The following is a 25,304-nucleotide window of genomic DNA, read 5'->3' as shown; positions in this document are numbered from 1 at the left end:
CCCCGGAGATTGCAGGCAAGCGGCGGGCCAGCGTGACCGTCAGGCGTCCCGCCGCTCGGCCGGATCGACGGTTCGGTCGAGCACCCGCCCGCGCCCCGGCGCGGAGAGAACCTTGCCGTCCTCGGCGATCACCGCGCCGCCCGCGATGGTCATCACCGGCCAGCCGGTGACCGCAAACCCCTCCCACGGCGTGTAGTCGGAGCCGTGGTGGAGGATGTCCTGGCGGATGGTCTCGCGCTTGTTGGGGTCCCACAGGGTCAGGTCGGCATCGAAGCCCGGGGCGATCGAGCCTTTGCGCGGATACAGCCCGTAGAGCTTGGCGTGGTTCGTGGCGGTCAGCGCGGCGAACTGGTTGAGGCTGATCCGCCCCTTCGAGACGCCCTCCGAGAAGAACACCGGCAGCCGCGTCTCGATGCCGGGGATGCCGTTCGGGATCCAGCGGAAGGAGGTCTTCCCGCGCGGGTTCAGCTTGCCCTGCGGGTCGTCGTAGCGGAACGGGCAATGGTCGGAGGAGACCACGTCGAAGATCCCGCGCCGGATGCCCGACCACACCGCCTCCTGGCTCTCGACATCCCGCGTCGGCGGCGAGCAGACGTACTTGGCCCCCGCCATGGGATCCTCGTAGCCGAGCCCCTTCATGTCCTCGGCCGTCAGCGTCAGGTATTGCGGGCAGGTCTCGGCCCGGATCTTCAGGCCGCGCGCCTGCGCCCAGGCGATCTGCTCGGTCGCCTCGCGGCCCGAGACGTGGACGATGACGATCGGCAGGTCGATCAGCTCGGCGTGGCTGATCGCCCGGTGGGCCGCCTCCCGCTCGACCACCTCGGGGCGCGACAGGGCGTGGCCGTAGGGCCTGGTCTCGCCGGCCCGCTCCAGCCGCTCGCTGAGATAGCGGATCGCGTCGTAGCCCTCGGCATGGACCATCACCCGGGCGCCCTGCCGCCGGGCGACGTGGAACACATCGAGCAGCTGGCGGTCGTTCAGCACCAAGTCGTCGTAGGTCATGAACACCTTGAACGAGGTGTAGCCGTCGGCCACCAAAGCCGGCAGCTCCTGGCCGAGCACAGCCTCGGTCGGGTCAGAGATGATCATGTGGATCGCCACATCGATGTGGCACTGGCCTTCGGCCTTCGCCCGGTAGGCATCGACCGTCTCGCGCAGCGACGCGCCGCGGGGCTGGAGCGCGAACGGCATCACGCAGGTGTTGCCGCCGGCCGCCGCCGCCCGGGTGGCGCTGGCGAAATCGTCGGCCATGACGATGCCGGGGCCGGAATCCTGGGCAATATGGACATGGCTGTCGATGCCGCCCGGAAGGACCAGTAGCCCGGAGGCGTCGATCACCCGGGCGGCGTCGGCGATCCCCTCGGCCACAGCCACGATCCGCCCGCCGCGCACGCCGACATCTGCCCGCACCGTGTCGCTCGCCGTGACCACGGTACCACCGCGGATCGCCAGGTCGAATTCGGGCATGATGCGCTCTCCTCCGCGCCCGCGGGCGCCTGTCGGAACGGACGGATGCATCGTCCGCGCCGATTCGGACGATGCGAGGAGGGCACAGCCGTCCGGCAGGGTCCAGAGTGCGCGAGGCATGGGCTCCCAAAGGGCTCAGCCCTTTGGCGGGGTTCGGGGGCGGAGCCCCTGATGCATCGGGCCAAGCCCGCTACCAGGGCTCTGCCCTGGACCCGCGAAAGGTCACGGACCTTTCGAAACCGAGACTTGGGTTCGGAGATTCGAGGGGGCGGCTTCATGGAACTGACGCCACACCCGCCGCATGTGGCGGGCCGAACCGAAGCCTGCGCGGTCGGCGACCTGCTCCAGGGCAAGGTCGGTTTGGGCGATCAGGTCCCGGGCCAGCGCGATCCGGGCGCGGTTGACCGCATCGGTCACGGTCATCCCGGCATGGACCCGGAACAGCCGGGCGAGGTTGCGCGCGCTCGCCCCGGCGAGGCGGCCGAGGGTCTCGGGGGACCAGGCGCGGGTGGGTTCGGCGGCGATCGCGTCCTGGGCGCGGTGCACCACCGGGTGCAGGTGGCTGCGGCCTTCGAGCCAGGGTGAGAGCTGCGGATCATCGGGGCCGCGCCGCATGTAGACCACCAGGGTCCGGGCCGTCGCCAAAGCCGCGGCCGGGCCGGCCCATTCGGCGACGAGATGGAGCATCAGGTCCACGCCCGCGGTGACGCCGGCGCTGCTGAACCGGTCCCGGTCCTGCACGAACAGCCGGTTCTCCAGCACCCGCGCCTGCGGCGCCAGGGCGGCGAGCCGGGCGCAGCTGGCGTGGTGGGTGGTGCAGGCATAGCCGTCGAACAGCTCGGCCCGGGCCGCCAGCAGGGTGCCCTCGCAGACCGTGACCAGGGTGTGACCTGGCCGGACCGCGCCGCGCAGCCAGGCGACGATCCCCGCCTCGGCGGCTGCATCGTCCGGATCGGCCGCGCAGCCGAGCACCCGGGACGACGCGCCCGGCACGAGCACCACGGTGCCCGGCGGGATCGAATCCGGCAGCGGCTCGGTGCCGCCGAGATCCAGCCCGATCGAGCAGCGGGTGCGCGCCTGCGGCGCCACGTAGCGCACCGAGAACGCGACCCGCTCCTGGGCCGCCCCGGCGATGCGCAGGACCTCCATAGGCCCCGCGAGGTCGAGCAGCAGGGTGCGCGGCGGCAGGACCACCAAGACCGGAATGCGCCGCGCCGCCTCGCTCATGCGGCAACCCGCAGGTCCCGGCCGGCGAGAGCCTGCTCCACCGTGGCGATGCGGGCGAAGCGGTCCACCAGCACCAGCTCGGTGTGCGCCTTGATGTCGTTTGCCGCGAACCGGCGGCCGTCCGGGTGGGTCATCGCGAAGGTCAGCGTCGCCTCGGTGACGTAATCCACCTGCCAGCCGCTATCCGAGGCGTGACGGGTGGTGGTCTCGCAGCATTGCTCAGTGCGGATCCCCGACACGATCAGCCGGCGGATCCCGTGCTCCGTCAGCCAGCCCGCGAGGCCGCTCTCGACCAGCGCGCTGTGCCGGCGCTTGTGGAAAATCGCGCCCGGCGCGATCACGATGGGCTCCAGGGTGCGGACATGGCCCGACGCGAGCGAGAACGGCCCGGTCTCGGCGACGTGGAACACCTGCAGCACCGGAATGTTGCGCGCGACCGCGCCGTCGATGAGCGCCTGCAGACGTTCGGTGAAGAGCGGCACATCCGCCTCGCTCCAGAACGGCCGGTGACGGAAGGACTCCTGGACATCGATGACCAGCAACGCAACATCGGACATTTCGTGTCTCCCGCTTGGTGAAGCGAGCGGCAGGATCGCGCTCTGACGGGGCGCGCGAAAGAAACCGTACAGCCAACCAGCGGACATATCCGGCCATACACGGAGGATACGGCATGGGCGATCCGAACAACATCTTCGTGCTGACCGGGGCGGGCGTGTCGGCCGAGAGCGGGCTCGGCACCTTCCGCGACCGTGGCGGGATCTGGGCGCGGTTCGACCCAATGAAGCTCGCCACCCCGGAGGCCTATGCCGCCGATCCCGATACGGTGCTCGACTTCTACGACCATCGCCGCCGCGGCGTGGTCGCGGCCGAGCCCAACGCGGCCCATGTCGCCCTGGCCCGGGCCGAGGCGCGGCTGGCCGCGCGGGGCGGGCACCTGTTCCTGTGCACGCAGAACGTCGACGACCTGCACGAGCGGGCGGGGTCGCGCGCGGTCGTCCACATGCATGGCGAACTGCTCAAGGCCCGCTGCACTGCCTGCGGGACAGTCACGCCCTGGCGCGATGACCTCGACCGGGACTCGATCTGCCCGGCCTGCGGGGGCGTCGGCCGGATGCGGCCGGACGTGGTCTGGTTCGGGGAGATGCCGATGCATCTCGACGCGATCGAGGCGGCCCTCGCCGCCGCCGACCTGTTCGTGGCCGTGGGGACCTCGGGCGCGGTCTACCCGGCGGCGGGCTACGTGCGGAAAGCGCGAGCCCGCAACATTCCCACCTGCGAAATCAACCTAGAGCCCTCGGACAACGCCGATGCGTTCGACGATGCCCGCTACGGGCCGGCCAGCACGGCACTGCCGCGCTTTCTCGCCGATTTCGGGTTGTGAACCGCCGGGGGGCTGCAAACCGTTGAGAGGGTAAACGATTTCGATTCGAGAGCCCGTCCCTCGTGACAGGACCAGAGTCTTAAATGATGCGAATCACATCCGCGCGAGCTGTCAAGAACTGGTCGGACAGTTGCCCACCGGTTACAACGGTCAAGCTTGGGTTCGGCGTCGCGGCCCGCCCAAGCGTTCGTTGAAGCCACAAGGGGAAGACAAAGACCCATGCAGCACTTCACCGTAACCGACCGCGAGCGCGATACCGTCCTGGCGGCCCTTCGCTATTATCAATTCTACCGGATGCAGGGTCATCCGTTCGACCCCCGCCAGGACCACCTGATCGACACCATCGCGTCCCGGGCGGGGGACGCCCTGGATCTCGCCGAGATCGACGACCTCTGCGCCGGCCTGAACGGCAACCCCCACGCTCTGGCCGCCGCGGCCGCCTGAAGCCACAGCGCGGGGCGGATCGCGTGCCGCCCCGGATCGTTCCGGCCGCCTAGCCGCCGGGGCCGGGGATCGTGACTTCCGAGATGAGCGATGCCGCCGCCGGAGCGATCCCCGACCGCGTTTCACCGATCGAGACGCGGCGCCGATCCCCGCGGACCTCGGGGATCCACTCGGTACCGAACGAGGCACAAGTCTCCTCTCCCATGCAGGAGAGGGACAGGGTGGGGGGGCAGGTCTTTCCGTAAAGGGCGCACCCCTTATCCCGACCGTCTCTCGCACGGGAGAGGGAGCATGACGCCCCGTCCATAGGTAGATCTGCAAGCACCGCAGCCCGCGTTCCCCCGGCCGGCCACGGCGTCATCGCACCGGTGCTGAGCCGGGGACCGGCAGCGCCTCAGGGCGCCTTCTTCAGCTGGCTCTCGGCGCGGGCCACGCCGGCCTCGCAGCCCTGCGCGTCGCCCTTGGAATCGGCGGTCCGCGCCTCGTCCAAGGCGACCTTGGCCTGCTGCGCGGCATCCGCGCCCTCGCCGGCCTGGGCCGACTTCTCGGGCGGAGCCTGGGGGGATTCGTTGGCGCGCTCGCCCTCGGTGCCGGTCAGGCCCTCGCCGCCACGCTTGGCGGCGTTGCCCTGGCCGCTGGTCGAGGCCGAGATCGAGGCGGTCGCCTCCGACGTCACCCGCTTGGACAGGGCGTCGATCTTGTCCGAGCAGGGCGAGGCGAGGACCGGGGCCGCCATCAGGACCAGGGCCAGGGGCACCGAGACGGAAACCGTGAAGGCGGCGGGACGCATCATCGTGTCGAACTCTCTCATGTCGGGGGGCCGGGGATCAGGTCCCCGGTCCCCCAACGCATCGCGAGGGAGTGCGGTTCAGGCGCTCAGCTGGTCGCGGATCGGCAATTGCCGCACGCGCCGGCCGGTGGCGGCGAAGACCGCGTTGGCGATGGCCGGCGCCACCGGCGGCACGCCGGGTTCGCCGACGCCGCCGAGCGGGCCGTCATAGGAGCCGGTCGGCACCAGGTGCACGCGGACAACCTTCGGGGCGGCGTCGATCCGGATGATCTCGTAGCCGTCGAAGTTGTTCTGCTGGGCCCGGCCCTGCTTGAACGTGATCTCGGAGGTGAGGGCGAGCCCCATCCCCATGACCACGGCGCCTTCCATCTGTGACCGGATGCGCTCCGGGTTCACCTGCGGCCCGCAATCGACCGCGATGTCGATGGCGTGGACCTTCACCTGACCCTTGTCGTCGACCTCCACCTCAGCCGCCACCGACGTGTAGGTGACGAAGCTGTAGTGGCCGGCGATGCCGAGACCGCGGCCCTTCGGCATCTGCCGTCCCCAACCGGCGCCCTTGGCGGCGGCCTCGATCACGCCGCGCAGGCGGCCGGTATCGATCGGGTAGAGCTTCGGATCTTCGCCGTGGTTCCAGACGTCGCCGATGGAGGTCGGGTCGATCTTCCGGGCCGGGCCGATCAGGTCCAGCAGGTATTCCTTCGGATCGCGGCCGGCGGCATGCGCCAGCTCCGACACGAAGGACTGGATCGCGAAGGCGTGGGGGATGTTCGAGACCGAGCGGAACCAGCCGATCCGGACATGGGCGGCGGCCTCCGGGTTCTCCATCCGGGCGTTGGGCAGGTTGAACGGCGTGTTCACCAGGCCCATCCCGAGCTCGAACGGCAGCTCGTGCTTCGGATCGGGCGCGAAGATCGAGCCGATCGTCGGCGCCACCGAGCGGTGCAGCCAGGCCACCGGCATGCCCTTCTCGTCGAGGCCGGCCTCCAGGCGCTCCACCGAGATCGTGTGGTAGTAGCCGTGGTGAATGTCGTCCTCGCGGGTCCAGGCGAGCTTGACCGGCGCGCCGTCCACCGCCTGCGAGCACAGGGCGGCCTCGACCACGTAATCCGGCTTGGACTTGCGCCCGAAGCCGCCGCCGAGCAGCGTGACGTTCACCTTGACCTTGTCGTCGGGCAGCTTGAGCGCCTTCATCAGGCGGTCGTTGGCCGCCTGTGGGCCCTGCGTGCAGGCCCAGGCCTCGCAGAACCCGTCCTTGACCCGGGCCACGGCGGCCGGGGGCTCCATCGGGGCCTGGACGAGGTGGGGCACGAAGTACTCGGCCTCGACCTTGGTCTTGGCCTTGGCCATCGCGCCGTCGACGTCGCCCTGGTTGCGCACCACCTTGCCGGGCTTGCGCGCGGCGGCCTCGAGCTCCTTGCGGAACACGTCGGTGTCGTAGCCGGCGTTCGGGCCGTCATCCCAGGTGATCTTGAGCGCGTCGCGCGCCTTCAGGGCCGCCCAGGTATTTTTCGCGACGACCGCGACACCGCCCAAGGGCATGAACTCGGACGGGATCTCGCCGCCGTCGATCTTGAAGATCTTGACGACGCCGGGAACCTTCTTCGCCTCGGTGTCGTCGAAGGACTTGACCTTGCCGCCGTAGACCGCCGGACGGGCGACCACGGCGTACAGCATCCCGTCGAGCTTGGGGTCGAGCCCGTAGATGGCCCGGCCCGTGGTGATGTCGAGATTGTCGATCAGCCCGACCTTGCCGGTGCCGATGTACCGGAAATCCTTCGGGTTCTTCAGCGTGACGTTGGTCGGAACCGGCAGCTCGGAGGCCGCCTGCGCCACGGCGCCGTAGCCGAGGCTGCGCTTCGACTTGGCGTGGGTCAGCGTGTGGTTGGCCGCCGTCACCTCGGAGGCCGGCACGCCCCATTGCTTGGCCGCGGCCTCGATCAGCATCAGCCGCGCGGCGGCGCCGGCATGGCGGAAATGCTGGAAGAAGTGGCGCAGCGAGCGCGAGCCGTCGGTGTCCTGGTTGCCGAAGCGCTGCTCGTCGCCCCAGGCCTGGACCACCTTCACTTTCGGCCAGTCGGCCTCCAGTTCGTCGGCGACGGTGAGCGCCACGGAGGTGCGCACGCCCTGGCCCATGTCCGAGCGGTGGTTGGTCACCGTGACGGTGCCGTCCGGGGCGATCGACACGAAGATCTTCGGGTCGTCGCGCCAGCCGTGCGGCATGCCGTCGGCGCCGAACTTCTGGGCCTTCTGCTCGGCGGTCTGGCCCTCGTCGGCGCGGGCGTCGCGCAGGGACAGGGCCAGCACCAGCGCGCCGGCGCCGCCGAGGATGCCGCGGCGGCTGACATTGGCGAGCACCGGCTTGGCGGTCGGCTTGGCGTTGGCCAGTTCGGCCATCATCTGGGCGTCGTGAATCACAGGCGCTCTCCCTTGCCGGCGGGCGCCGTCTGGCCGGCGGCCTGATGGATCGCCGCGCGGATCCGCGGATAGGTGCCGCAGCGGCAGATGTTGCCGCTCATCGTGTCGTCGATGTCCTGGTCGGACGGCTTCGGCGTGTCCTTGAGCAGCGCGGCAGCCTGCATGATCTGGCCGCACTGGCAGTAGCCGCACTGGGCGACGTTGAGGTCGCGCCAAGCCACCTGCACGGGGTGGTTGCCGTCGGGCGACAGGCCCTCGATGGTCACGACCTCCTGGTCGGCAGCCGCCGAGATCGGCGTGATGCAGGCGCGGGTCGCCGCGCCGCCGAGATGGATCGTGCAGGCGCCGCACAGCGACACGCCGCAGCCGAACTTGGTGCCGGTGAGGCCCAGCTCGTCGCGCAGGTACCACAGCAGCGGCATGTCGGGATCGCCGTCGAAGCTGCGCGCAGCCCCGTTCACGGTGAGTTTGATCATCGAAATATCCTGTCTGGCGACGCCGGGACGGCGTTCAGTCGGGTCCGAGCCGAGCCAGAGGCGCCGACCGGTCATCCGGTCCACGCATCCGCCTGTGTAGGCTAACCCGACGAACGGGCCTCTGGGTTCAGAATAGGAAGAATTCTAATCCACCCCGGGAGTCTTGTGCAACGCAAGGTGGATGCGGCACGCCGCCGGAGGCCCGCGCCGGAGACATGCCGTGTGCGGCGGCGCACATGCTGACGCGGCGGAAGGATTGCCTCTTCAGGGCCGGGCGCGTGGAAAGCCGTGCTGCCGAGAGAGCGCGATCACCACCAGGGTCGGTACCAGCAGGGCGGGCGCGAAGGCGCCGATGCCGAGCGAGTCGAGCAGCAGGCCGTCCTACACCATCGAGTCGCTGGTCTGCCTGGCCGAGCGCGGCCTCGGCATCGCCTGCCTGCCGGACTTCGCGGTCCGTGCGCAGATCGAGGCGGGGATGCTGATGAGCGTGCTGGACGGTGCGGTGCATCGGTGCGGCACCTTCCGCATCCTCTGGCCGTCGAGCTGCCAGCTCGCGCCGAAGATCCGCGTCGTCGTGGATTTCATGGCAAAGAACCTGTTCGCGCAGCCATGTCGATCAGGGTTTCAAAAGGTCGGTGACCTTTCGCGCGTGCGGGCAGTGCCCCTCCCGTCATTCAGGGGCTCCGCCCCCGAACCCCGCCAAAGGGCTGAGCCCTTTGGAAACCCCACATCTCCTGCGCGTGATCAGGATCATTCCTAAACTGTCGCCTGCCGTCCCGGTTCTAAGATCTATCCGATCGGCATCCAGAGGCTGATCAATCCATGGGCGGAGCGTTACGGGACGGTCTCCAGATCCGTCCTGCGGAACTCGTCGGCCGTGGCGAGGATCGGCACGTTGAAGAACCGCGCCGCGGCGTAGTGGAGACAGTCGCCGAGATTGAGACCGCGACGGTCTGCCCGGTATCGATGCGCCGCCGAGAGGGCGAGGGCCGTCGCGTCGTTGGCGGGTGGAAGATCGCAGATTTCGATGCCTCGGGCTTCGAGGAATTCGAGGACGATCGGCCCGACGGCTTCGACCGTCATGTCGAACTTATCGGGCCGCGCGAGGGCCAGCACCGTTTCCAGGATTGCGACGGGCGAGGTCCTGCAGCGGTTGGCCGAGGCGAGCGCGGCGGAGATCCGGCCGGCTTCCGGCTCGTCCGCGAGCAAGGCGACGATCGCGGAGGCATCCACGAACATCAGCGGCTTTCCCACATCGCGTCGTAGACATCCCGCGGGAGGGGCGTCCGGCGGCCTCGCCGAGGGTGATTCCATGCTTCTCGCGCAACCGTGCGGCGGTCGCCTGCGGCGTTTCCCCCTGGTGCCTGCGCGCGATCGCCTCCCGCATGGCGATGACGATCGCTTCGGTGATGCCGACTCCCGCCAGGGCAGCGAACTGGCGCGTCAGCGCATCGGCTTCGGGATCGTTGACGTTGATCGGCATGCCGGTTCGCCGTCGACGAGCGATGTAGATAATCGCACGCGCAGATCTACACCAGGGGCCGGCGCTACACCGTCACCTGCGTCCCCACCTCGACCACACGCCCGGTGGGGATCTGGAAGAAGTCTGTGGCGTCGTTGGCGTTCTTGGCGAGGGTGATGAAGATGCGGTCCTGCCAGAGCGGCATGCCCGAATGGGTTGCCGGGCGGATCGAGCGGCGGGACAGGAAGAACGACGTCGCCATGATGTCGAACTTGAAGCCCTGGCGGCGCAGCAGCACCAGGGTCTTCGGGATGTTCGGCGTCTCCATGTAGCCGAACTTCATCACCACCCGGAAGAAATGCGGCCCCACCGGCTCGATCCGGACCTTGTCGGCCTCGTTCGAGCGCGGCGTGTCCACCGTCTCCACGGTGAGGATCACGTTCTTCTCGTGCAGCACCTTGTTGTGCTTGAGGTTGTGCAGGAGCGCGGCCGGGGCGATCTCGGGGTCGCTCGTCAGGAACACCGCGGTGCCGCGCACGTGGTGGGGCGGGCTCTTCTCCAGCATGCCGACCAGCTCGACCAGCGGCACGTCGGTCTTGCGGGTCTTGTTGAACAGGATCGTGACCCCGCGCACCCAGGTCCACATCAGGATGACCAGGCCGCCGGCCAGGATCAGGGGCACGTAGCCGCCCTCGACCACCTTGATCAGGTTGGAGAGCAGGAACAGGAACTCGACCACGATGAAGGGCAGCATCACCAGGGCGGCCGCCACCGGCGACCAGCCCCACATCCGCCAGATCACCAGGAAGGTCATCGAGGCGGTGAGCAGCATCGTGCCGGTCACCGCGATCCCGTAGGCCGAGGCGAGCGACGACGAGGTCTTGAACAGCACCGCCAGCAGCACGACACCGATCATCAGCAGCGCGTTGATCTGCGGCAGGTAGATCTGCCCGGCATGCGATTCGGAGGTGTGGCGGATCTCGAGACGCGGCAGCAGGCCGAGCTGGATCGCCTGCCGGGACAGGGAGAAGGCGCCGGTGATCACCGCCTGGCTCGCCACCACGGTGGCCAAGGTTGCCAGCACCACCATCGGCAGCAGGCCCCAGGCCGGGACGAGCTGAAAGAACGGGTCGGCGGTGTCGGGCTTCTCCAGCACCAGGGCGGCCTGGCCGAGATAGTTCAGGGCGAGCGCCGGAAACACGAGGCAGACCCAGGCGACCTGGATCGGCTTGCGGCCGAAATGCCCGAGATCGGCGAACAGGGCCTCGGCGCCGGTCACCGCCAGGAACACCGCGCCCAGGGCCACCAGCGCGCCGGTGCCGTGGCCGAGCAGATAATGCACCGCGTACCAGGGATTGGCGGCGCGGAACACCTCCGGGTGCAGGCCGATATGCGGCAGGGCCGCCAGCGCCATCGCCAGGAACCACACGATGGTCATCGGCCCGAAGAAGGCCGCGACCTTGGCGGTGCCGCGGTTCTGCACCAGGAACAGGACGACGATGATCGTCACCGTGATCGGCAGCACGTAATCGTCCAGCGCCGGAGTGACGAGCTTCAGCCCCTCCACGGCCGAGAGCACCGAGATTGCCGGGGTGATCACCGCGTCGCCGTAGAACAACGAGGCGCCGAGCAGACCGAGCATGAACACGATGCGCGAGCCGCCGAGCGCCTTGCGGGCCAAAGCCATCAGCGAGAGGATGCCGCCCTCGCCGTTGTTGTCCATGCGCAGCAGGATCAGGACGTACTTGACCGTCACGATCAGGAAAAGCGCCCAGAGGATCAGCGAGACGGTGCCGATCACCTCCTCGGGCAGCAGGATGCCGTCGGTGCGGGCCGGGACCAGCGCCTCGCGGAAGGCATAGAGCGGGCTGGTGCCGATATCGCCGTAGACGACGCCGACTGAGCCGACCAGCAGCGTCCAGAAGCCGGCATGGCCGTGGCGGGTCTCGGCCTTCTCGGGGGCGTCGAGGGCGCCGCCGGGCGCGGGCCCCTGCGCCGGGCCGGTGCCGCCGGTCTCGCCGACCGCCGGGGTGGAATCGGGCGAGGCGTCAGAGGCCGCGGGCACGGGCTGGGCTGCTACGCCGGGTGCGAAGGTCTGGCTCATGCGGGATGTCGGAGGCTCGGGCGTGGCCGGCGTTTCGCGGGTCGGCTCAGGGGCCTGGTGGGGCCGGGCAGGAGGACGCGAAAACTCCGCCGAACCACGCGGGCCGGCCACCAGGCCAACCACTCACGGGATCGTGCGGCCTTGCTATCACGGCCTCGGGCGGCCGGGAACCGGGGGGCACCGCGAAGATCAAGGCTTCGGTGAGGGCAGGGGCCGGCGGGGGAGGTATCATGCCTTCAGGAGACCCGGAATCTCCTGAACCTCCGCCCATCCGCCTCGTCTATCCCAGGCCCGCGCAGCGGAGCCTCGGATCCGGAAACGCCGTTGGATCAGAGCCTTGCACCGTCGGCAGCTCTGGATTGTCGCCTTCGGTGCCTCCTTCGGCTCCGGACTTGCCTACGGCGGCCCGGAATGACGCGGCGGTTCATCCACCCGTCGAGCCTGGCCTGCGTCGCGCTACTCGGCCGCGGTGCGCGTGCCGCCGCCCTGCTGGCCGAATCGGCGCTCGATGTAGTCGATCACGACGTTCTCGAAATCCTTGGCGAGCGTCGCGCCGCGCAGCGTCATGGCCTTCTTGCCGTCGATGAATACCGGGGCGGTCGGAGTCTCGCCGGTGCCCGGCAGGGAGATGCCGATATCGGCGTGCTTCGATTCGCCCGGGCCGTTGACGATGCAGCCCATCACGGCGACGTTCAGGCCTTCGACGCCCGGATAGGTCTTCTTCCACTCCGGCATCGAGGTGACGATCCAGTTCTGGATGTCCCGGGCCAGCTCCTGGAAGGTGGTCGAGGTGGTGCGGCCGCAGCCCGGGCAGGCCGCGACCATCGGCACGAAGGTGCGGAAGCCCATGGTCTGCAGGAGCTCCTGGCTCGCCTTGACCTCGACGCTCCGGTCGCCGCCCGGCTCGGGGGTGAGCGAGTAGCGGATCGTGTCGCCGATCCCTTCCTGCAGCAGCACGCCGATCGCCGCCGAGGCGGCCACCAGGCCCTTCGAGCCCATGCCGGCCTCGGTCAGGCCGAGATGGATCGCGTAATCCGAGCGGCGTGCCACCTCGCGGTAGACCGCGATCAGATCCTGCACCGCCGAGACCTTGGCCGACAGGATGATCTTGTTCTGCGGCAGGCCCAGCGCCACCGCCCGGTCGGCCGAGCCGATCGCCGAGCGCACCATCGCCTCGCGCATCACCGCGCGGGCATCGATCGGGCGCGGCAGCTTGGCGTTCTCGTCCATCAGGTGAGTGAGCAGCTCACCGTCGAGCGAGCCCCAGTTGGCGCCGATCCGCACGGTCTTGCCGTACTTGATCGCCTGCTCGATGATCGAGGAGAACTGGGTGTCCTTCTTCTCCTTGAAGCCGACGTTGCCGGGGTTGATCCGGTACTTCGCCAGGGCCTCGGCGCAGGCCGGATGGTCGGCAAGCAGCTTGTGGCCGATATAGTGGAAGTCGCCGACCAGCGGCACGTGCACGCCGATACGGTCCAGGCGCTCGCGGATCTTCGGAACCGCGGCCGCGGCCTCGTCCCGGTCGACCGTGATGCGGACCAGCTCCGAGCCGACCCGGGCGAGCTGGGCGACCTGCGCCACCGTCGCGTCGATATCGGCGGTGTCGGTGTTGGTCATCGACTGCACGACGATCGGGGCGCCGCCGCCGACCGTAACCGCGCCTTCACCTTCGCCGACCGTGACGCCCACGGTGCGGTGGCGTGGCGCGGGGCCGGCGATCTCCGGACCACCGCTGGTCAGCAGGGACTCGGGGGCGGGATTCTCGGAGCGGATGGCTTCCATGACTTCCATCGTGGACCTTCGCGGGCGCGCTTTGCGGAAGCGCCGGAGCCTTTCGAGGCCGGCCGGGCGTTTCGCGGCGCGCGCCTCGCCGGAGCTTCGGGGCTGCGGGCCGACCGCACTTAGCTGCGGACGACGCCGCGCAGCGTCAAGCCGACGCCACGCATGACAGCATCGCGGCTGTCATGTCGTATCTGGCCGCGGATGTCGAGTTTGCCGAGGGCGCGACATCGGTTTTCGTCCGCCCTGTTGCCGAATCGCGCGGTCCGGCCGGGGCTCGGACCAGCGGACGGCTCCGGCACGGTTGATGTTGCAGTGCAGCATCCCATTTACGGGATCCTGTTCTTGGAGGCCGACATGAGCGAGCACCCCCACGGCGGTGAGCCGCACAACCCGGCGACCGCCGTCCCGGAAATTCCGGTCTCGGACGGGATCGAACCCTTGGCGGTGCAGCCGGCCCACCAGCTCCTCGCCGGCCCCCGGGCCGAGAAGCCGGTGGCTTTGGCCCTGCAGGGCGGCGGCGCGCACGGGGCCTTCACCTGGGGCGTGCTCGACGCGCTGATCGAGGACGGGCGCCTGGCCTTCGAGGCGGTGACCGGGGCGAGCGCCGGGGCGATGAACGGCGTCGTGATGGTCGACGGCTGGCTGAAGGGCGGGCCGGACGGCGCCCGGGAGGGGCTGGAGCGGTTCTGGCGCGAGGTCAGCCTCGACGGCGATCTCGGGCCGACGCAGCGCAACTTCGTCAGCGGGTTGTTCAACCTGTGGAAGGGCAATCCGGTGGCCGAATTCTGGGCCAAGATGCTCTCGCCCAGCCCCTACGTGTCGAACCCGCTCAACATCAACCCGCTGCGCAAGGCGCTGGCCGAGCAGATCGATTTCGAGCGCCTGCGCGAGGCCGAGACCGCGGGCCTGTTCGTCTCGGCGACCAATGTCTGGACCGGCAAGCTCGCGGTGTTCGAACGCGAGCGCCTGACCGTTGATCACCTGATGGCCTCGGCCTGCCTGCCGACGGTGTTCCAGGCCGTGGAAATCGATGGCGTGCCCTATTGGGACGGCGGCTATCTCGGCAACCCGCCGCTCTACCCGCTGCACCGGGCCGCCCAGACCCGCGACATCGTGCTGGTCCAGATCAACCCGGTCGAGCGGCGTGAAACCCCGCGCACGGAGAGCGAGATCCGCGACCGGCTCAACGAGATCACCTTCAACGCCAACCTGATGCGGGAATTGCGGGCGATCGACTTCATCGACGGCCTGATCGAGGACGGCACCCTCGGTCAGGGGGGCTACCGGCGGGTCTTGGTGCACCGCATCGATGGGACCGACGCGCTGGAGGATTACAACGCCGCCTCCAAGCTCGACGCGCGCTGGACCGTGTTCAAGCGCCTGCGGGACAAGGGCCGCGCGGCCGCGCAGGCCTGGCTCGCCGAGACCTACGGGACGATCGGCCAGGCCTGTACACTCAATCTGCAAGATGCGTATCAGTAGAGATCCGTATCTCCAACCCTTCGATCCGGGTTTGTTAGGTATCTGTGCGGTCGATTTTAAGACATTCATTCAATGGTTGATGTATATTCGCGACGTATGTCGCCTAATTCCCTGGCTGATTTGCGGTCCTAAAGCAGAAAATCCCAGTCGTAAGATATCTTTCATGGAGCTGCGCTAGCTCGGCCCCTTCATCGAAGACCGGAAGGGCGCGGTGATTCGTGTTCCTGGGAGGGCAGGCTGTGGGATTTCGTCTGATCGACCTCAAGACCGGCGTGAAGATCGCGCTGGTCATGGCCCTGATGCTGGCGATCACCGCCGGCACCTCGGCGATCTCGCTGCGCAACATCGGATTGATCGAGGACGCGGAGGCCTGGACCGTCCATACCCACGAGGTGCTGGCGGAGGTCGAGCGGACGGTCGTGGCGATGATCGACCGGGAGACAGCCCTGCGCGGCTACCTGATCTCTGCCGATCCGCGCTTCCTCCAGCCCGAGGAGGCCGGGCGGAAGGCTTTCGCGGCGTCCTGGGAGGCGGCGCGCAAGCTCACGGCCAACAACCCCACCCAGCCCGCGCGCCTCATGGAGCTGAAGGCGCTGGCCGAGCGCTGGAGCGCCGAGGTGGCGGACCGCGAACTCGCCTTGATGAAGGATCCGGCGACCCGGCAGGAAGCGCGGCGCCTCGAAGGCTCGGGCGTCGGCAAGGCGGTGATGGACGCCGTGCGCGCGAAGGCGGCCGAGATCGCGCAGGTCGAGCAGGACCTGCTGACGGTGCGGAGCGCCGCCTCGGCGACCGCCATCGCGTCGTCGCGGGCGGCCAACCTGATCGGCCTCGGCCTGATCGTCCTCACCGCCCTGGTCGGGTCGCTGGCCCTGCACAAGGGCATCGGCAAGCCGATCCACCACATGACCCAGGCCATGACCCAGCTCGCCGCCAACGACCTCTCCACCGAGATCCCGGCGGTCGGGCGCCGGGACGAGATCGGCGCCATGGCGAGGGCCGTGCAGGTCTTCCGGGACGGACTCGCCCGCACCAAGGTCCTGGAGGAGGAGGCCGCCCAGACACAGGCCAGGAGCGAGGCGCAGCGCAAGGCCGCGATGCGCGAGATGGCCGCCTCCTTCGAAAGCGCGGTCGGCGGCATCGTGCGCGCCGTCACCACGGCCGCGACGAATCTGAAATCCACCGCCGAGACCATGAGCGCGGCGGCCACGGAGACCGCCGCCCAGTCGACCACGGTGGCGTCGGCGGCCGAGGAGGCGGCCTCGAACGTCAACACCGTGGCGGCGGCGGCCGAGGAGCTCGGCGTCTCTGTCAACGAGATCGGCCGCCAGGTCCAGGCCTCGGCCGACCTCGCCGACGCCGCCGTCACCGAGGCCGGGAAATCCGCGGAGCTGGTGCGCAGCCTGCGCGACCGTGCCGCCAAGATCGGCGCCGTGGTCGACCTGATCAGCGGCATCGCCTCGCAGACCAACCTGCTGGCGCTCAACGCGACCATCGAGGCGGCGCGGGCCGGCGAGGCCGGTCGCGGCTTCGCGGTGGTCGCCACCGAGGTCAAGGAACTGGCCGGACAGACCGCCAAGGCCACCGACGAGATCGCCCGGCAGATCGGCGAGATCCAGTCCTGGACCGGGGAGACCGTGGAAGCGATCGGCGTCATCGTCGGCCGCATCACCGAGATGAGTGGGCTGTCCACCGGAATCGCGGCGGCGATCGAGGAGCAGGGCTCGGCCACCCAGGAGATCGTCCGGAACGTCGGGCAGGCGGCGTTCGGGGCCGGCGAGGTCACGGCCAACATCGCCGGGGTCGCCAGCGCCGCCGAGGGAGCCGGGGCCGCAGCCACCCAGGTGCTCGGCTCGGCCTCCGAGCTTTCGGCCCAGGCCGAGCGGCTCGACGTGGAGGTCCACCGCTTCCTCGACACGGTGCGGGCCGCCTAAGTGAAGCGCGGGGTTCCCGCGTCCCGAACCCCGCCGAAGGGCCGCGGGCGATTCGGGATCCCGGTGTTGGGATCTCCGCGGCGCGCCCTAGATCCTGCTCGGGCGTGCCAGCGCCCGTGATCCTGCGAGGCCGCCATGACGTTGTTGCGCCGCGAGGCCCTGATCCTGCTCGGTGCCGGGATTGCCGGCGCGGCCCGGGCCGCTTCCGGGCGGGCGACCGACTTCGCCTTCGAGCATCCGGAGGGCGGGGCGATGCCGCTCTCGGCCTATGCCGGGCGGCCGATCCTTGTGGTCAACACCGCCACCGCCTGCGGCTATGCCGGACAGCTTGCCGGGCTGCAGACCCTGTGGACCCGCTTCGGCGACCGAGGCCTGACGGTGATCGGTGTGCCGTCGCCGGATTTCGGTAACCAGGAACCGCTCGACGGGCCCGCCATCGCGGAGGCCGCACGGAAGAACCACGGCGTGACCTTCCCACTCACCGCCAAGACCCGGGTGAAGATGCCGGGCGCCCATCCGTTCTACCAATGGGCAGCGTCGGAGCGGCCGGGCGAGACGCCGCGCTGGAACTTCCACAAGTACCTGATCGCCCGGGACGGCTCGCTGGCCGCGGCTTTCGCCACGCAGGTCGAGCCCACCGATCCCAGGCTGGTCTCAGGCATCGCCGCCACCCTCGATCAGGCCTGACCGGGTCCCGCTGCCGCAAAGCCGAGGCGCGGGATTAAACGCCCGGCCTGCCGCGTTCACACCCCATGGCATCAGACAAGCACAAGCATCCGGACATCGTCGATCTGCTGGTGCCCCTGAGGCGCTATGCCCGCTCGCTCACCCGCGACGCGCTGCGGGCGGACGACCTGGTGCACGATACGCTGGTGCGCGCCCTGGAGATGCAGGGATCCCTGCGGCCGAACACCAACCTGCGCACCTGGATGATGACGGTGCTGCACAACGCATTCATCGACGAGCAGCGCCGCCGCCAGGTCGAGGCGCGGCACGCCGACGCGCTGGTGCGGATGAGTGAGGACATGGCGCCCCCCGCCCAGGAGGGCCGGGTGCGCCTCGCCCAGATCCGGCAGGCCTTCCTGACCCTGCCGGAGGAGCAGCGCGCCGCGCTCCACCTCGTGACGCTCGAAGGCATGGCCTATGCCGACGCCGCCGCGGTGCTCGGCATCCCGATCGGCACGCTGATGTCCCGCCTCGGCCGCGGCCGGGCGGCGCTCCGGGCCTTCGAAGAGGGCAGCCGGGCCAAGACCGAGGCCGAGACCGAGGCGAGCCGGCCCGATGCGCGGCGCGGCACCTTCACCGGCCTGCGCCTCGTCACCTCCGACGAATCGCGGGACCGGCCGCCCCTCAAACGCGCCGCGGGTGATGCCTGAGGCATCGGGCCCGCACGAGGCCGGCATCGCAGAGCCGGCACCTATGACGATGACGACCGGCGGATCCGCCCCGGCGGCACGCTGGAACCGAGGACTTCACCGATGATGGATCCGATCACAGACGACGATCTCATCGCTTTCGTCGACGGGCAGATCGACCCGATGCGCCGTCTCGACGTCGAGGCGCATTTGGCCGCCCATCCCGGGGCCGCCGCCCAGGTGATGGCCGACCTGCACGATCGCGACGCGCTCCGGGCCGCCTTCGGGCGCCTGCCCGGGCCGGGGCCTGACCGCAACGTCGTCCTCGCACGCCGCTTCGACCGCAACCTGCGCTGGCACCGGGTCGCCTCGCGGCTCAAGCGCGCCGCCGCCATCGCGGTGCTGGTCGGCGCGGGCTGGCTCGCCCATGACGAGATCGGTCGCTTCGGCGTGCCCGACACCCTCGCGGCGACCCCTGATCCAGCGCTGATCGCCGATGCCCGCCAGGCCCGCGCCGTGGCGCAGCTGCGCAAGAGCATCGCCAACCAGGGCGACCGTCCGGTCTACGACCGGGCTCGCCTTCAATCGGTCACCGGCATCGACCTGCCGCCGCTCCCGGCCGGCTGGCAAGTGCGCGACATCCAGATCTTCCCCGGCCGCCACGGCACCGGCATCGAGATCGCCTTCGAGGCCGGTACCTTCGGTGAGGCCTCGCTGTTCGCGACCCGGGGCCTGCGCGGCGGTCCGGCCGCCCTCACGGGCTCGGATGACGGCGCCCTCCTGTCCTGGAACGCCGGCGACACCGCCTACGCGCTGAGCGGCCCGCAGGACGACGCCGTGCTGCGTCAGGCCGCCGGCCTGCTCGGGGCTGACGCGGCGGCACGCTGAGCGATTCGCGCGCAGACGCTTGAGCATCGGCCGTGTCATTCCGGGGCGCCATAGGCGAGCCCGGGATGACGGGACCGGGCTGTCGACACCTGTGAGCCGGCGCGTCCCACCGGAAGACCTGCTTGCGCACCCGCCCCTCGACAGGGCGCCCCGCCGGGTGCCAAAGATCGGCCATGCAGGCGGCCGATTCAGCACAACGGAATGACGGGCTGACGGCCCTGTTCGAGGCCGCGCGGGCCGTGCGCGAACGGGCCCATGCGCCTTATTCCCGGTTCCGGGTGGGCGCGGCTTTGCGCGACGAGCGCGGCACGATCCATGCCGGATGCAATGTCGAGAACGCGGCCTACCCGGTCGGCACCTGCGCCGAGGCCGGGGCGATCGCCGCGATGATCGCGGGCGGCGGCCGGCGAATCGCCGAGATCCTGGTCTGCGGCGACGGCGCCGGCCTGGTGACGCCCTGCGGCGCCTGCCGCCAGCGCATCCGTGAATTCGCCGGGCCGGACACGCCGATCCACGCCGCCGGGCCGGACCGCATCGCCAAGACCTTCACGCTGGCGGCGTTGCTGCCCGAATCGTTTGGGCCGGAGACGCTGGGTGACTGAGGCCGCCGCCCTCGACGCGCTGCGGGCCGCGGGCTTCGGCGGCGGCTACGCCTGCGCCCTCGTCACCGGCACCGGGCTCGGCGGCATCGCGGCCGAACTCGAGGATTCGACCGCCCTGGATTACGACCGGATCCCCGGTTTCCCCGGCGCCGGCGTCAGCGGCCATGGTGGCCGGCTGCATCGCGGACGCCTCGATGGGCGGCCGGTGCTGGTGTTCGAGGGCCGGGCGCATGCCTACGAGCGGGGTGACGCTGCGGCGATGCGGGTGCCGCTCGCCTGCGCGGCCGGCCTTGGCGCAAAGCGCCTGCTCCTGACCAACGCCTCGGGGTCGTTGCGGCCGGAGCTCGGCCCCGGCAGCCTGGTCCTGCTTGCAGACCACATCAACCTGTCGGGGATGAACCCGCTGATCGGTGAGGCCAGCGACACCCGCTTTGTGCCAATGACCGAGGCCTACAATCCGGCGCTGCGCGCCCAGCTCCGGGCGGCGGCGGGGGCCTGCGGGCTTCCGCTCACGGAGGGCGTCTACGCCTGGTTCTCCGGCCCGAGCTTCGAGACCCCGGCCGAGGTCCGGATGGCCGGCATCCTCGGGGCCGATCTGGTCGGCATGTCGACGGTGCCCGAGGTGATCCTGGCCCGCTTCCTCGGCCTGCCGGTTTCGGCCGTGTCGGTGGTGACCAACCTCGCCGCCGGGATCGCCGGGGGCGCCCCCCATCACGCCGAGACCAAGGCGGTGGCGGCCCGCGCCGCGGCGGATCTCGGCCGCCTGCTCCGGGCCTTCGTGGCCGGCCTGCCCGCCGAGGAGACCGAACATGGATGAACCCGATGCCGGTGTGGTCGCCCGCCGGGCGCTGCCGCTCCTCGATCTCACCGACCTGACCGAGACCTGCACTGAGCCGAAGATCGAGGCCCTGTGCCGGGATGCGCGCAACGGCGGCGTCGCGGCGATCTGCGTCTGGCCGCATTTCGTGGCGCAGGGCGCCCGGGCGCTCAAGGGCAGCGGCATCCGGGTCGCCACGGTGATCAACTTTCCTGCCGGGGGCGAGGATTGCGCCCGGGCGACCGACGACACCGCCGAGGCCCTGCGCGACGGCGCCGACGAGATCGACCTCGTCCTGCCCTATCGCGCCTTCCTGCGCGGCGATGCGGGCACTGCCCGCGACATGATCGAGGCGGTGCGTGACACCTGCGGAGCCGCGTCCCTCAAGGTCATCCTGGAGACCGGCGAAATCACCGATCCCGACGCGATCCGGCGTGCAAGCCGTCTGGCGCTGGCGGCGGGGGCCGACTTCCTCAAGACCTCCACGGGCAAGAGCCCGGTCTCGGCGACCCCGGAGGCCGCCGAGGCGATGCTGGCCGAGATCCGGGCGAGCGGACGCCCCGCTGGCCTCAAGGTGTCGGGCGGCCTGCGCAGCGTCGCCGATGCCGGCGCCTATCTCGCGCTGGCCGACCGGATCATGGGGCCCGACTGGGTGAGCGCAAAAACATTCCGGCTCGGGGCGAGCAGCCTGTTCGGCGCCCTGATGCAAGCACGAGAGTCTTGAGGGCATGCGCCTGCCGCAGGAAACCATCCGGGCCAAGCGGGACGGCCTGACGCTCGATCCGGAGGAGATCGCGGCCTTTGTCCGCGGCCTCACCGACGGCGCGGTCGGGGAGGGGCAGGCGGCGGCCTTCGCCATGGCGGTGTTCTTCCGCGGCCTCGCGCTGCCCGAGCGCGTGGCTCTGACCCGGGCGATGGCCGAATCCGGCCGGGTCCTCGCCTGGGACCTGCCGGGCCCGGTTCTCGACAAGCATTCCACCGGCGGCATCGGCGACACGGTGAGCCTGCCCCTCGCCCCGATGGTGGCGGCCTGCGGCGGCTATGTGCCGATGATCTCCGGCCGCGGCCTCGGCCATACCGGTGGGACGCTCGACAAGCTCGCCAGCATCCCGGGCTACGACGCCACCCCGGGGCTCGACACCTTCCGCCGGGTCGTCGGTGAGGTCGGCTGCGCGATCATCGGCCAAACCGCCGAGCTGGCCCCGGCCGACCGGCGCCTCTACGCGATCCGCGATGTCACCGGAACGGTCGAATCCCTCGACCTGATCACCGCGTCGATCCTGTCGAAGAAGCTGGCCGCCGGGCTCCAGGGCCTGGTGATGGACGTCAAGCAGGGTTCCGGCGCCTTCATGACCGGGCTCGACGAGGCCAGGGCGCTGGCCGAGAGCATCGTGACGGTCGCCGAGGGGGCCGGCCTGCGCACCGCCGCGCTGATCACCGACATGGACGCGCCCCTCGCCAGCGCCGCCGGCAACGCGCTCGAAGTGGCCTACGCGCTCAATTACCTGACCGGCGCGCGCCGGGAGCCGCGTTTCCACGCGGTCACTCTGGCCCTCGGGGCGGAGATGCTGGTAGCCGGCGGGCTCGCGCCGGACCGCGACGCGGCGTCCGAGCGCCTCGAGGCGGTCCTGGCCTCCGGCCGGGCGGCCGAGATCTTCTCGAACATGATCGCGGCGCTCGGCGGCCCGGGTGATCTGCTGAAGGCGCCGGCACGCCACCTGCCGGCGGCGCCGGTGCAGCGGCCGGTCCGGCAGGACGGCACGGTGGCAGGCATCGACACGCGGGCGATCGGGCTTGCGGTGATCGGGCTCGGCGGCGGCCGGACCCGGCCCGAGGACGCGATCGACCCGCGGGTCGGGTTCACCGACCTCGCGGGTCCTGGGGATGCGTCCGGCCTGCTCGGGATCGTCCATGCCGCCGACGCGGCCGCTGCCGACCGAGCGGAGGCGGGTCTGCGGGCAGCCTACCGGATGGGTGAAGCGTCATCCCGCCGCCCGCCGATCGTCGAGCGGGTGGGAGCCGGGTAGGACCCGGCCCGTCTGCCTTACCAGCGGCCGTAGCCGTGACGGTGGCCCCAGCCGCCATGACGGTGATGGCCGAAACCGCGATGGTGGCCCCAGCCATAATGATGGCCGCGCCCGTGGCCCCAGCCGTGATGGTGGTGACCGCGGAAGCCCGGTCCGAAACCGTGACGCGGGCCGAAGCCGTGGCGATGGCCGTATCCGTAGCCGTACTGGACATCCACGATGTCGCCGGCGCCCTGATGCAGGCCGGAGTCGAGGCCGAGCGGCGCGGCCATCGCGGGCGCCCCGAGGCTGATCCCCCCGAGTGCCAGGGCGGCGGCTGCCAGGCGTAGGCGTGCGGTCTTGGTGAACATCGGCGTCCTCCCTGTGCCTCTCCGGCCGCGCTGCCGCGACCGGCTGTGCCCCGGTGTGACGCCTTTAAGTTGACGCGGACGTGACTCCGGCCCTCAGGCGTTGTTCAGGTTCGGCAAGGAGCGGATTGGGCGTGGTTGGGATCCCGCCGGCCACGCCGTCATCACGCGCGCAGCGAAGCGACTCCGGGAAACGCCGCACGCAGAGATTGCGCAGTGCCCTAGGGCCGGCGATACACCCACACCCGCGCGGGCGGCAGGTTCAGCCAGACGCGGTTCGACCGATCGGCGGTGTAGCTGCCGGCCTCGCAGCGGGCCGGGATCGGCGGCACCACCGCGTAGGTGAACTGCACGAACGGCGCGCCCGGCTGCATCAGGTCGTGGGCGGCATTGAGCAGGTCGAGGCGCTGCTCGAGCGGCTTGGTGAACAGCGGCAGGCTCGAGATCGTCGCAGCGGCGGGCTGGGTCAGCACCGTCTTCAGGGTCGCGCGCATGTCGTAGGCGTCGCCTCGGATCACCGTGACCCCGGGGAAGCGGCGGGTGAGCAGGCGGCAGAAATCGGGGTTGAACTCCACCAGGATCAGCCGAGAGGCCGCGATGCCCCGGCGAATCAGCGCCTCCGTGACCGGGCCGGTGCCGGGGCCGAGCTCGACCACCGGTCCCTCGCGGCGCGGATCGACGTAGGACGCCATGGTCCGGGCAAGCATCTTGCCCGACGGCGTCACCGCGCCGGTGACGAGCGGCCGCTCGAACCAGGACCGCAGGAAGCGGGCCTCGTCCTCGAGCGGGTCGCGCCGCGGCCCAAAACTGTCACCCCTGGCGGCAGGGGCCTTCGCGCTGGGACGGCGGAGCGGCGGCAAGTCCTGAATTCCTCGAAGCCGATGGGAATGGAAGGCTAAGGCAACGCGCCGTCTTACAGTCAAGCTGGCCCGGCGCCTAGGGTAAGCATGCCACGCTCGCCCGATGCATAACGGGCGTGCACGGGTTCGGATCCGGCCTCACGGCCGGACGGCGCTGCCGAAGAAGTCCCGGACCTTGGCGAAGAAGCCGGCCGATTCCGGATGGTTCTCCGGGGAGGCCGACTGGTCGAACTCCTGGAGCAGCTCGCGCTGGCGCTTGGTCAGGTTCTGCGGCGTCTCGACGAAGACCTGGATGTAGAGGTCGCCGACCTCCCGCGAGCGGAGCACCGGCATGCCCTTGCCCTTGATCCGGAACTGCTTGGCGGTCTGCGTCCCGGCCGGGATCCGCACCTGGGTCTGCGAGCCGTCGATCACCGGCACGGTGATCTCGCCCGAGAGCGCCGCGGTGACCATCGAGATCGGGACCCGGCAGAACAGGTCGGCGCCGTCGCGCTGGAAGAACTCGTGCTGCTTGATCGAGAGGAAGACGTAGAGGTCTCCGGGCGGGCCGCCGCGCAGGCCGCTCTCGCCCTCGCCGGCGAGCCGGATGCGCAAGCCGTCATCGACGCCCGCCGGCACGTTGATCGAGAGCGTGCGCTCGCGGTTGACCCGGCCGGCGCCCTGGCAGGTGGTGCAGGGATCGTCAACGATCTCGCCGCGGCCGTGGCAATTCGGGCAGGTGCGCTCGATGGCGAAGAAACCCTGCGCGGCCCGCACCCGGCCGTAGCCCGCGCAAGTCGGGCAGGTCCGCGGCTTCGAGCCGGGCTTGGCGCCCGAGCCGTCGCAGGCCTCGCAGGTCACCGAGGTCGGGATCCGGATGGTCTCGGCCTTGCCGATGAAGGCCTCTTCGAGGGTGATCTCGAGGTTGTAGCGCAGGTCGGAGCCGCGCTCACGACCCGGGGCGCCACCGCCGCGCCCGCGTTGGGCACCGCCGCGGCCGTCGCCGAAGAAATTGTCGAAGATGTCCGACATGAAGTCGCCGAACTCGTTGCCGAATCCGGGGCCGCCCGCGCCCTGGCTGAAGGCAGCATGGCCGAACTTGTCGTAGGCCGCGCGCTTCTGGCCGTCCGAGAGGCACTGATAGGCCTCGTTCAATTCCTTGAACTTGATCTCGGCTTCCTTGTCGCCGGGATTGCGGTCGGGATGATAGGTCATTGCGAGCTTGCGGAAAGCGACCTTCAGCTCGCTTTCCGTGGCAGTCTTGGCGACCCCCAGGATCTCGTAATAGTCCCGCTTCGACATCCCACCCAGTCTCCGGACAATCAGAAGGCGCTGCGATCCCTGGGCCCGTCAGGTTCGCCGCGGCGGGTCCCTCGGGGCAGGTCTTGAGCAGGGTGAGCGGGTCGAGGATCGTCGCGATCATGACGATCCCGCCGATCTAACATGAGCCGGCCGGCCCGACGCT

At 70.2% G+C, this 25,304-nt stretch carries 24 protein-coding genes and 1 pseudogene; 12 read left to right on the top strand and 13 right to left on the bottom strand.

Going from position 1 to position 25,304, the window contains the following annotated elements; genetic code table 11:
• Positions 1 to 39: 39 nt before the first annotated feature.
• The 3 genes from hydA to AKJ13_RS14820 all read right to left on the bottom strand — a co-directional run bounded on the left by hydA (position 40) and on the right by AKJ13_RS14820 (position 3,251).
• The gene (gene hydA / locus AKJ13_RS14830) at positions 40 to 1,467 is read right to left on the bottom strand and encodes a dihydropyrimidinase (protein ID WP_050734029.1); all 1,428 of its coding nucleotides are present in this window, start codon (positions 1,465 to 1,467) and stop codon (positions 40 to 42) included.
• Positions 1,468 to 1,689: 222 nt separating this feature from the next.
• A complete protein-coding gene (locus AKJ13_RS14825) occupies positions 1,690 to 2,694 on the bottom strand; it encodes a helix-turn-helix domain-containing protein (protein ID WP_050734028.1) in 1,005 nt (334 codons plus the stop codon).
• A complete protein-coding gene (locus AKJ13_RS14820) occupies positions 2,691 to 3,251 on the bottom strand; it encodes an isochorismatase family protein (protein ID WP_050734027.1) in 561 nt (186 codons plus the stop codon). The genes AKJ13_RS14825 and AKJ13_RS14820 overlap by 4 nt, the downstream gene beginning before the upstream one ends.
• 113 nt (positions 3,252 to 3,364) lie before the next feature.
• Here AKJ13_RS14820 and AKJ13_RS14815 point away from each other — a divergent pair, with 113 nt between their 5' ends.
• Together AKJ13_RS14815 and AKJ13_RS14810 are read left to right on the top strand one after the other, a co-directional pair.
• Positions 3,365 to 4,075: an NAD-dependent deacylase gene (locus AKJ13_RS14815; protein WP_050734026.1), complete on the top strand. Its 711-nt coding sequence runs from the start codon at positions 3,365 to 3,367 to the stop codon at positions 4,073 to 4,075.
• Between the two features lie 219 nt (positions 4,076 to 4,294).
• Positions 4,295 to 4,519 carry a hypothetical protein gene (locus AKJ13_RS14810; RefSeq protein WP_007560382.1) on the top strand — a complete coding sequence of 75 codons (225 nt, stop codon included), beginning with the start codon at positions 4,295 to 4,297 and terminating at the stop codon, positions 4,517 to 4,519.
• A gap of 394 nt (positions 4,520 to 4,913) precedes the next feature.
• Here the strand turns inward: AKJ13_RS14810 and AKJ13_RS14805 are convergent, their stop codons facing one another.
• From AKJ13_RS14805 to AKJ13_RS14795, 3 genes are all read right to left on the bottom strand, one after another.
• Positions 4,914 to 5,312, bottom strand: a complete 399-nt coding sequence (locus tag AKJ13_RS14805) for a hypothetical protein (RefSeq protein WP_050734077.1) — start codon at positions 5,310 to 5,312, stop codon at positions 4,914 to 4,916.
• A 75-nt stretch (positions 5,313 to 5,387) separates the two neighbouring features.
• Positions 5,388 to 7,727, bottom strand: coding sequence for a xanthine dehydrogenase family protein molybdopterin-binding subunit (locus AKJ13_RS14800; protein WP_050734025.1), 2,340 nt, complete (start codon positions 7,725 to 7,727; stop codon positions 5,388 to 5,390).
• The gene (locus AKJ13_RS14795) at positions 7,724 to 8,203 is read right to left on the bottom strand and encodes a (2Fe-2S)-binding protein (protein WP_007560376.1); all 480 of its coding nucleotides are present in this window, start codon (positions 8,201 to 8,203) and stop codon (positions 7,724 to 7,726) included. Before AKJ13_RS14795 ends, AKJ13_RS14800 begins: the two co-directional genes overlap by 4 nt.
• Before the next feature lie 352 nt (positions 8,204 to 8,555).
• Between AKJ13_RS14795 and AKJ13_RS30430 the strand changes: the two genes are divergently transcribed.
• A complete protein-coding gene (locus tag AKJ13_RS30430; RefSeq protein ID WP_244471611.1) occupies positions 8,556 to 8,963 on the top strand; it encodes a LysR substrate-binding domain-containing protein in 408 nt (135 codons plus the stop codon).
• Positions 8,964 to 9,037: 74 nt separating this feature from the next.
• On the opposite strand, the gene AKJ13_RS14785 is transcribed toward AKJ13_RS30430, so the two are convergent.
• The 4 genes and pseudogenes from AKJ13_RS14785 to ispG all read right to left on the bottom strand — a co-directional run bounded on the left by AKJ13_RS14785 (position 9,038) and on the right by ispG (position 13,551).
• On the bottom strand, positions 9,038 to 9,442 hold the full coding sequence (locus AKJ13_RS14785; RefSeq protein ID WP_050734024.1) for a type II toxin-antitoxin system VapC family toxin: 405 nt from the start codon (positions 9,440 to 9,442) through the stop codon (positions 9,038 to 9,040).
• Positions 9,442 to 9,686: pseudogene (locus tag AKJ13_RS33245) on the bottom strand (type II toxin-antitoxin system VapB family antitoxin). The gene AKJ13_RS14785 and the pseudogene AKJ13_RS33245 overlap by 1 nt, the downstream one beginning before the upstream one ends.
• A gap of 64 nt (positions 9,687 to 9,750) precedes the next feature.
• A complete protein-coding gene (locus AKJ13_RS14780) occupies positions 9,751 to 11,769 on the bottom strand; it encodes a potassium transporter Kup (protein ID WP_050734023.1) in 2,019 nt (672 codons plus the stop codon).
• 456 nt (positions 11,770 to 12,225) lie between these two features.
• Positions 12,226 to 13,551, bottom strand: coding sequence for a flavodoxin-dependent (E)-4-hydroxy-3-methylbut-2-enyl-diphosphate synthase (gene ispG, locus AKJ13_RS14775; RefSeq protein ID WP_193375340.1), 1,326 nt, complete (start codon positions 13,549 to 13,551; stop codon positions 12,226 to 12,228).
• 354 nt (positions 13,552 to 13,905) lie between these two features.
• Here ispG and AKJ13_RS14770 point away from each other — a divergent pair, with 354 nt between their 5' ends.
• The 9 genes from AKJ13_RS14770 (at position 13,906) to deoA (ending at position 22,653) form a co-directional block, all read left to right on the top strand.
• Entirely contained in the window at positions 13,906 to 15,033 is a 1,128-nt protein-coding gene (locus tag AKJ13_RS14770; protein ID WP_050734076.1) for a patatin-like phospholipase family protein, read from the top strand.
• Positions 15,034 to 15,323: 290 nt separating this feature from the next.
• A complete protein-coding gene (locus tag AKJ13_RS14765) occupies positions 15,324 to 16,964 on the top strand; it encodes a CHASE3 domain-containing protein (protein ID WP_050734075.1) in 1,641 nt (546 codons plus the stop codon).
• Positions 16,965 to 17,099: 135 nt separating this feature from the next.
• Positions 17,100 to 17,651: a glutathione peroxidase gene (locus AKJ13_RS14760; RefSeq protein WP_050734022.1), complete on the top strand. Its 552-nt coding sequence runs from the start codon at positions 17,100 to 17,102 to the stop codon at positions 17,649 to 17,651.
• Between the two features lie 65 nt (positions 17,652 to 17,716).
• The gene (locus tag AKJ13_RS14755) at positions 17,717 to 18,340 is read left to right on the top strand and encodes a sigma-70 family RNA polymerase sigma factor (RefSeq protein ID WP_007560362.1); all 624 of its coding nucleotides are present in this window, start codon (positions 17,717 to 17,719) and stop codon (positions 18,338 to 18,340) included.
• 102 nt (positions 18,341 to 18,442) lie between these two features.
• Positions 18,443 to 19,207 (top strand): anti-sigma factor, encoded by a 765-nt coding sequence (locus AKJ13_RS14750; protein WP_050734021.1) that lies wholly within the window; start codon positions 18,443 to 18,445, stop codon positions 19,205 to 19,207.
• Positions 19,208 to 19,380: 173 nt separating this feature from the next.
• Positions 19,381 to 19,809, top strand: coding sequence for a cytidine deaminase (locus AKJ13_RS14745; protein WP_050734020.1), 429 nt, complete (start codon positions 19,381 to 19,383; stop codon positions 19,807 to 19,809).
• Complete coding sequence (locus AKJ13_RS14740; protein ID WP_050734019.1) at positions 19,802 to 20,626, top strand: purine-nucleoside phosphorylase; 825 nt, start codon at positions 19,802 to 19,804, stop codon at positions 20,624 to 20,626. Before AKJ13_RS14745 ends, AKJ13_RS14740 begins: the two co-directional genes overlap by 8 nt.
• Positions 20,619 to 21,350: a deoxyribose-phosphate aldolase gene (gene deoC / locus AKJ13_RS14735; protein ID WP_050734018.1), complete on the top strand. Its 732-nt coding sequence runs from the start codon at positions 20,619 to 20,621 to the stop codon at positions 21,348 to 21,350. Before AKJ13_RS14740 ends, deoC begins: the two co-directional genes overlap by 8 nt.
• Before the next feature lie 4 nt (positions 21,351 to 21,354).
• Positions 21,355 to 22,653 carry a thymidine phosphorylase gene (deoA, locus tag AKJ13_RS14730; RefSeq protein WP_050734017.1) on the top strand — a complete coding sequence of 433 codons (1,299 nt, stop codon included), beginning with the start codon at positions 21,355 to 21,357 and terminating at the stop codon, positions 22,651 to 22,653.
• A 17-nt stretch (positions 22,654 to 22,670) separates the two neighbouring features.
• On the opposite strand, the gene AKJ13_RS14725 is transcribed toward deoA, so the two are convergent.
• From AKJ13_RS14725 to dnaJ, 3 genes are all read right to left on the bottom strand, one after another.
• Positions 22,671 to 23,003: a hypothetical protein gene (locus AKJ13_RS14725; protein ID WP_050734016.1), complete on the bottom strand. Its 333-nt coding sequence runs from the start codon at positions 23,001 to 23,003 to the stop codon at positions 22,671 to 22,673.
• 218 nt (positions 23,004 to 23,221) lie between these two features.
• Positions 23,222 to 23,860 carry a phospholipid methyltransferase gene (locus AKJ13_RS14720; RefSeq protein WP_050734015.1) on the bottom strand — a complete coding sequence of 213 codons (639 nt, stop codon included), beginning with the start codon at positions 23,858 to 23,860 and terminating at the stop codon, positions 23,222 to 23,224.
• A 138-nt stretch (positions 23,861 to 23,998) separates the two neighbouring features.
• Positions 23,999 to 25,141 (bottom strand): molecular chaperone DnaJ, encoded by a 1,143-nt coding sequence (dnaJ, locus tag AKJ13_RS14715; RefSeq protein ID WP_050734014.1) that lies wholly within the window; start codon positions 25,139 to 25,141, stop codon positions 23,999 to 24,001.
• Between the last annotated feature and the right edge of the window lie 163 nt (positions 25,142 to 25,304).

The sequence above is a fragment of the Methylobacterium sp. ARG-1 genome (assembly GCF_001262595.1).
Classification (GTDB): Bacteria; Pseudomonadota; Alphaproteobacteria; order Rhizobiales; family Beijerinckiaceae; genus Methylobacterium; species Methylobacterium brachiatum.
Note: the sequence above shows the minus strand (reverse complement) of the source record. Positions and strands in the feature narration are given on the sequence as shown.

Coding starts and splice junctions, on each gene's coding strand:
- hydA (WP_050734029.1), bottom strand. CDS start 1,467: ATGCCCGAATTCGACCTGGCGATCCGCGGTGGTACCGTGGTCACGGCG.
- AKJ13_RS14825 (WP_050734028.1), bottom strand. CDS start 2,694: ATGAGCGAGGCGGCGCGGCGCATTCCGGTCTTGGTGGTCCTGCCGCCG.
- AKJ13_RS14820 (WP_050734027.1), bottom strand. CDS start 3,251: ATGTCCGATGTTGCGTTGCTGGTCATCGATGTCCAGGAGTCCTTCCGT.
- AKJ13_RS14815 (WP_050734026.1), top strand. CDS start 3,365: ATGGGCGATCCGAACAACATCTTCGTGCTGACCGGGGCGGGCGTGTCG.
- AKJ13_RS14810 (WP_007560382.1), top strand. CDS start 4,295: ATGCAGCACTTCACCGTAACCGACCGCGAGCGCGATACCGTCCTGGCG.
- AKJ13_RS14805 (WP_050734077.1), bottom strand. CDS start 5,312: ATGATGCGTCCCGCCGCCTTCACGGTTTCCGTCTCGGTGCCCCTGGCC.
- AKJ13_RS14795 (WP_007560376.1), bottom strand. CDS start 8,203: ATGATCAAACTCACCGTGAACGGGGCTGCGCGCAGCTTCGACGGCGAT.
- AKJ13_RS30430 (WP_244471611.1), top strand. CDS start 8,556: ATGCCGAGCGAGTCGAGCAGCAGGCCGTCCTACACCATCGAGTCGCTG.
- AKJ13_RS14785 (WP_050734024.1), bottom strand. CDS start 9,442: ATGTTCGTGGATGCCTCCGCGATCGTCGCCTTGCTCGCGGACGAGCCG.
- AKJ13_RS14780 (WP_050734023.1), bottom strand. CDS start 11,769: ATGAGCCAGACCTTCGCACCCGGCGTAGCAGCCCAGCCCGTGCCCGCG.
- ispG (WP_193375340.1), bottom strand. CDS start 13,551: ATGGAAGCCATCCGCTCCGAGAATCCCGCCCCCGAGTCCCTGCTGACC.
- AKJ13_RS14770 (WP_050734076.1), top strand. CDS start 13,906: ATGAGCGAGCACCCCCACGGCGGTGAGCCGCACAACCCGGCGACCGCC.
- AKJ13_RS14765 (WP_050734075.1), top strand. CDS start 15,324: ATGGCCCTGATGCTGGCGATCACCGCCGGCACCTCGGCGATCTCGCTG.
- AKJ13_RS14760 (WP_050734022.1), top strand. CDS start 17,100: ATGACGTTGTTGCGCCGCGAGGCCCTGATCCTGCTCGGTGCCGGGATT.
- AKJ13_RS14755 (WP_007560362.1), top strand. CDS start 17,717: ATGGCATCAGACAAGCACAAGCATCCGGACATCGTCGATCTGCTGGTG.
- AKJ13_RS14750 (WP_050734021.1), top strand. CDS start 18,443: ATGATGGATCCGATCACAGACGACGATCTCATCGCTTTCGTCGACGGG.
- AKJ13_RS14745 (WP_050734020.1), top strand. CDS start 19,381: ATGCAGGCGGCCGATTCAGCACAACGGAATGACGGGCTGACGGCCCTG.
- deoC (WP_050734018.1), top strand. CDS start 20,619: ATGGATGAACCCGATGCCGGTGTGGTCGCCCGCCGGGCGCTGCCGCTC.
- deoA (WP_050734017.1), top strand. CDS start 21,355: ATGCGCCTGCCGCAGGAAACCATCCGGGCCAAGCGGGACGGCCTGACG.
- AKJ13_RS14725 (WP_050734016.1), bottom strand. CDS start 23,003: ATGTTCACCAAGACCGCACGCCTACGCCTGGCAGCCGCCGCCCTGGCA.
- dnaJ (WP_050734014.1), bottom strand. CDS start 25,141: ATGTCGAAGCGGGACTATTACGAGATCCTGGGGGTCGCCAAGACTGCC.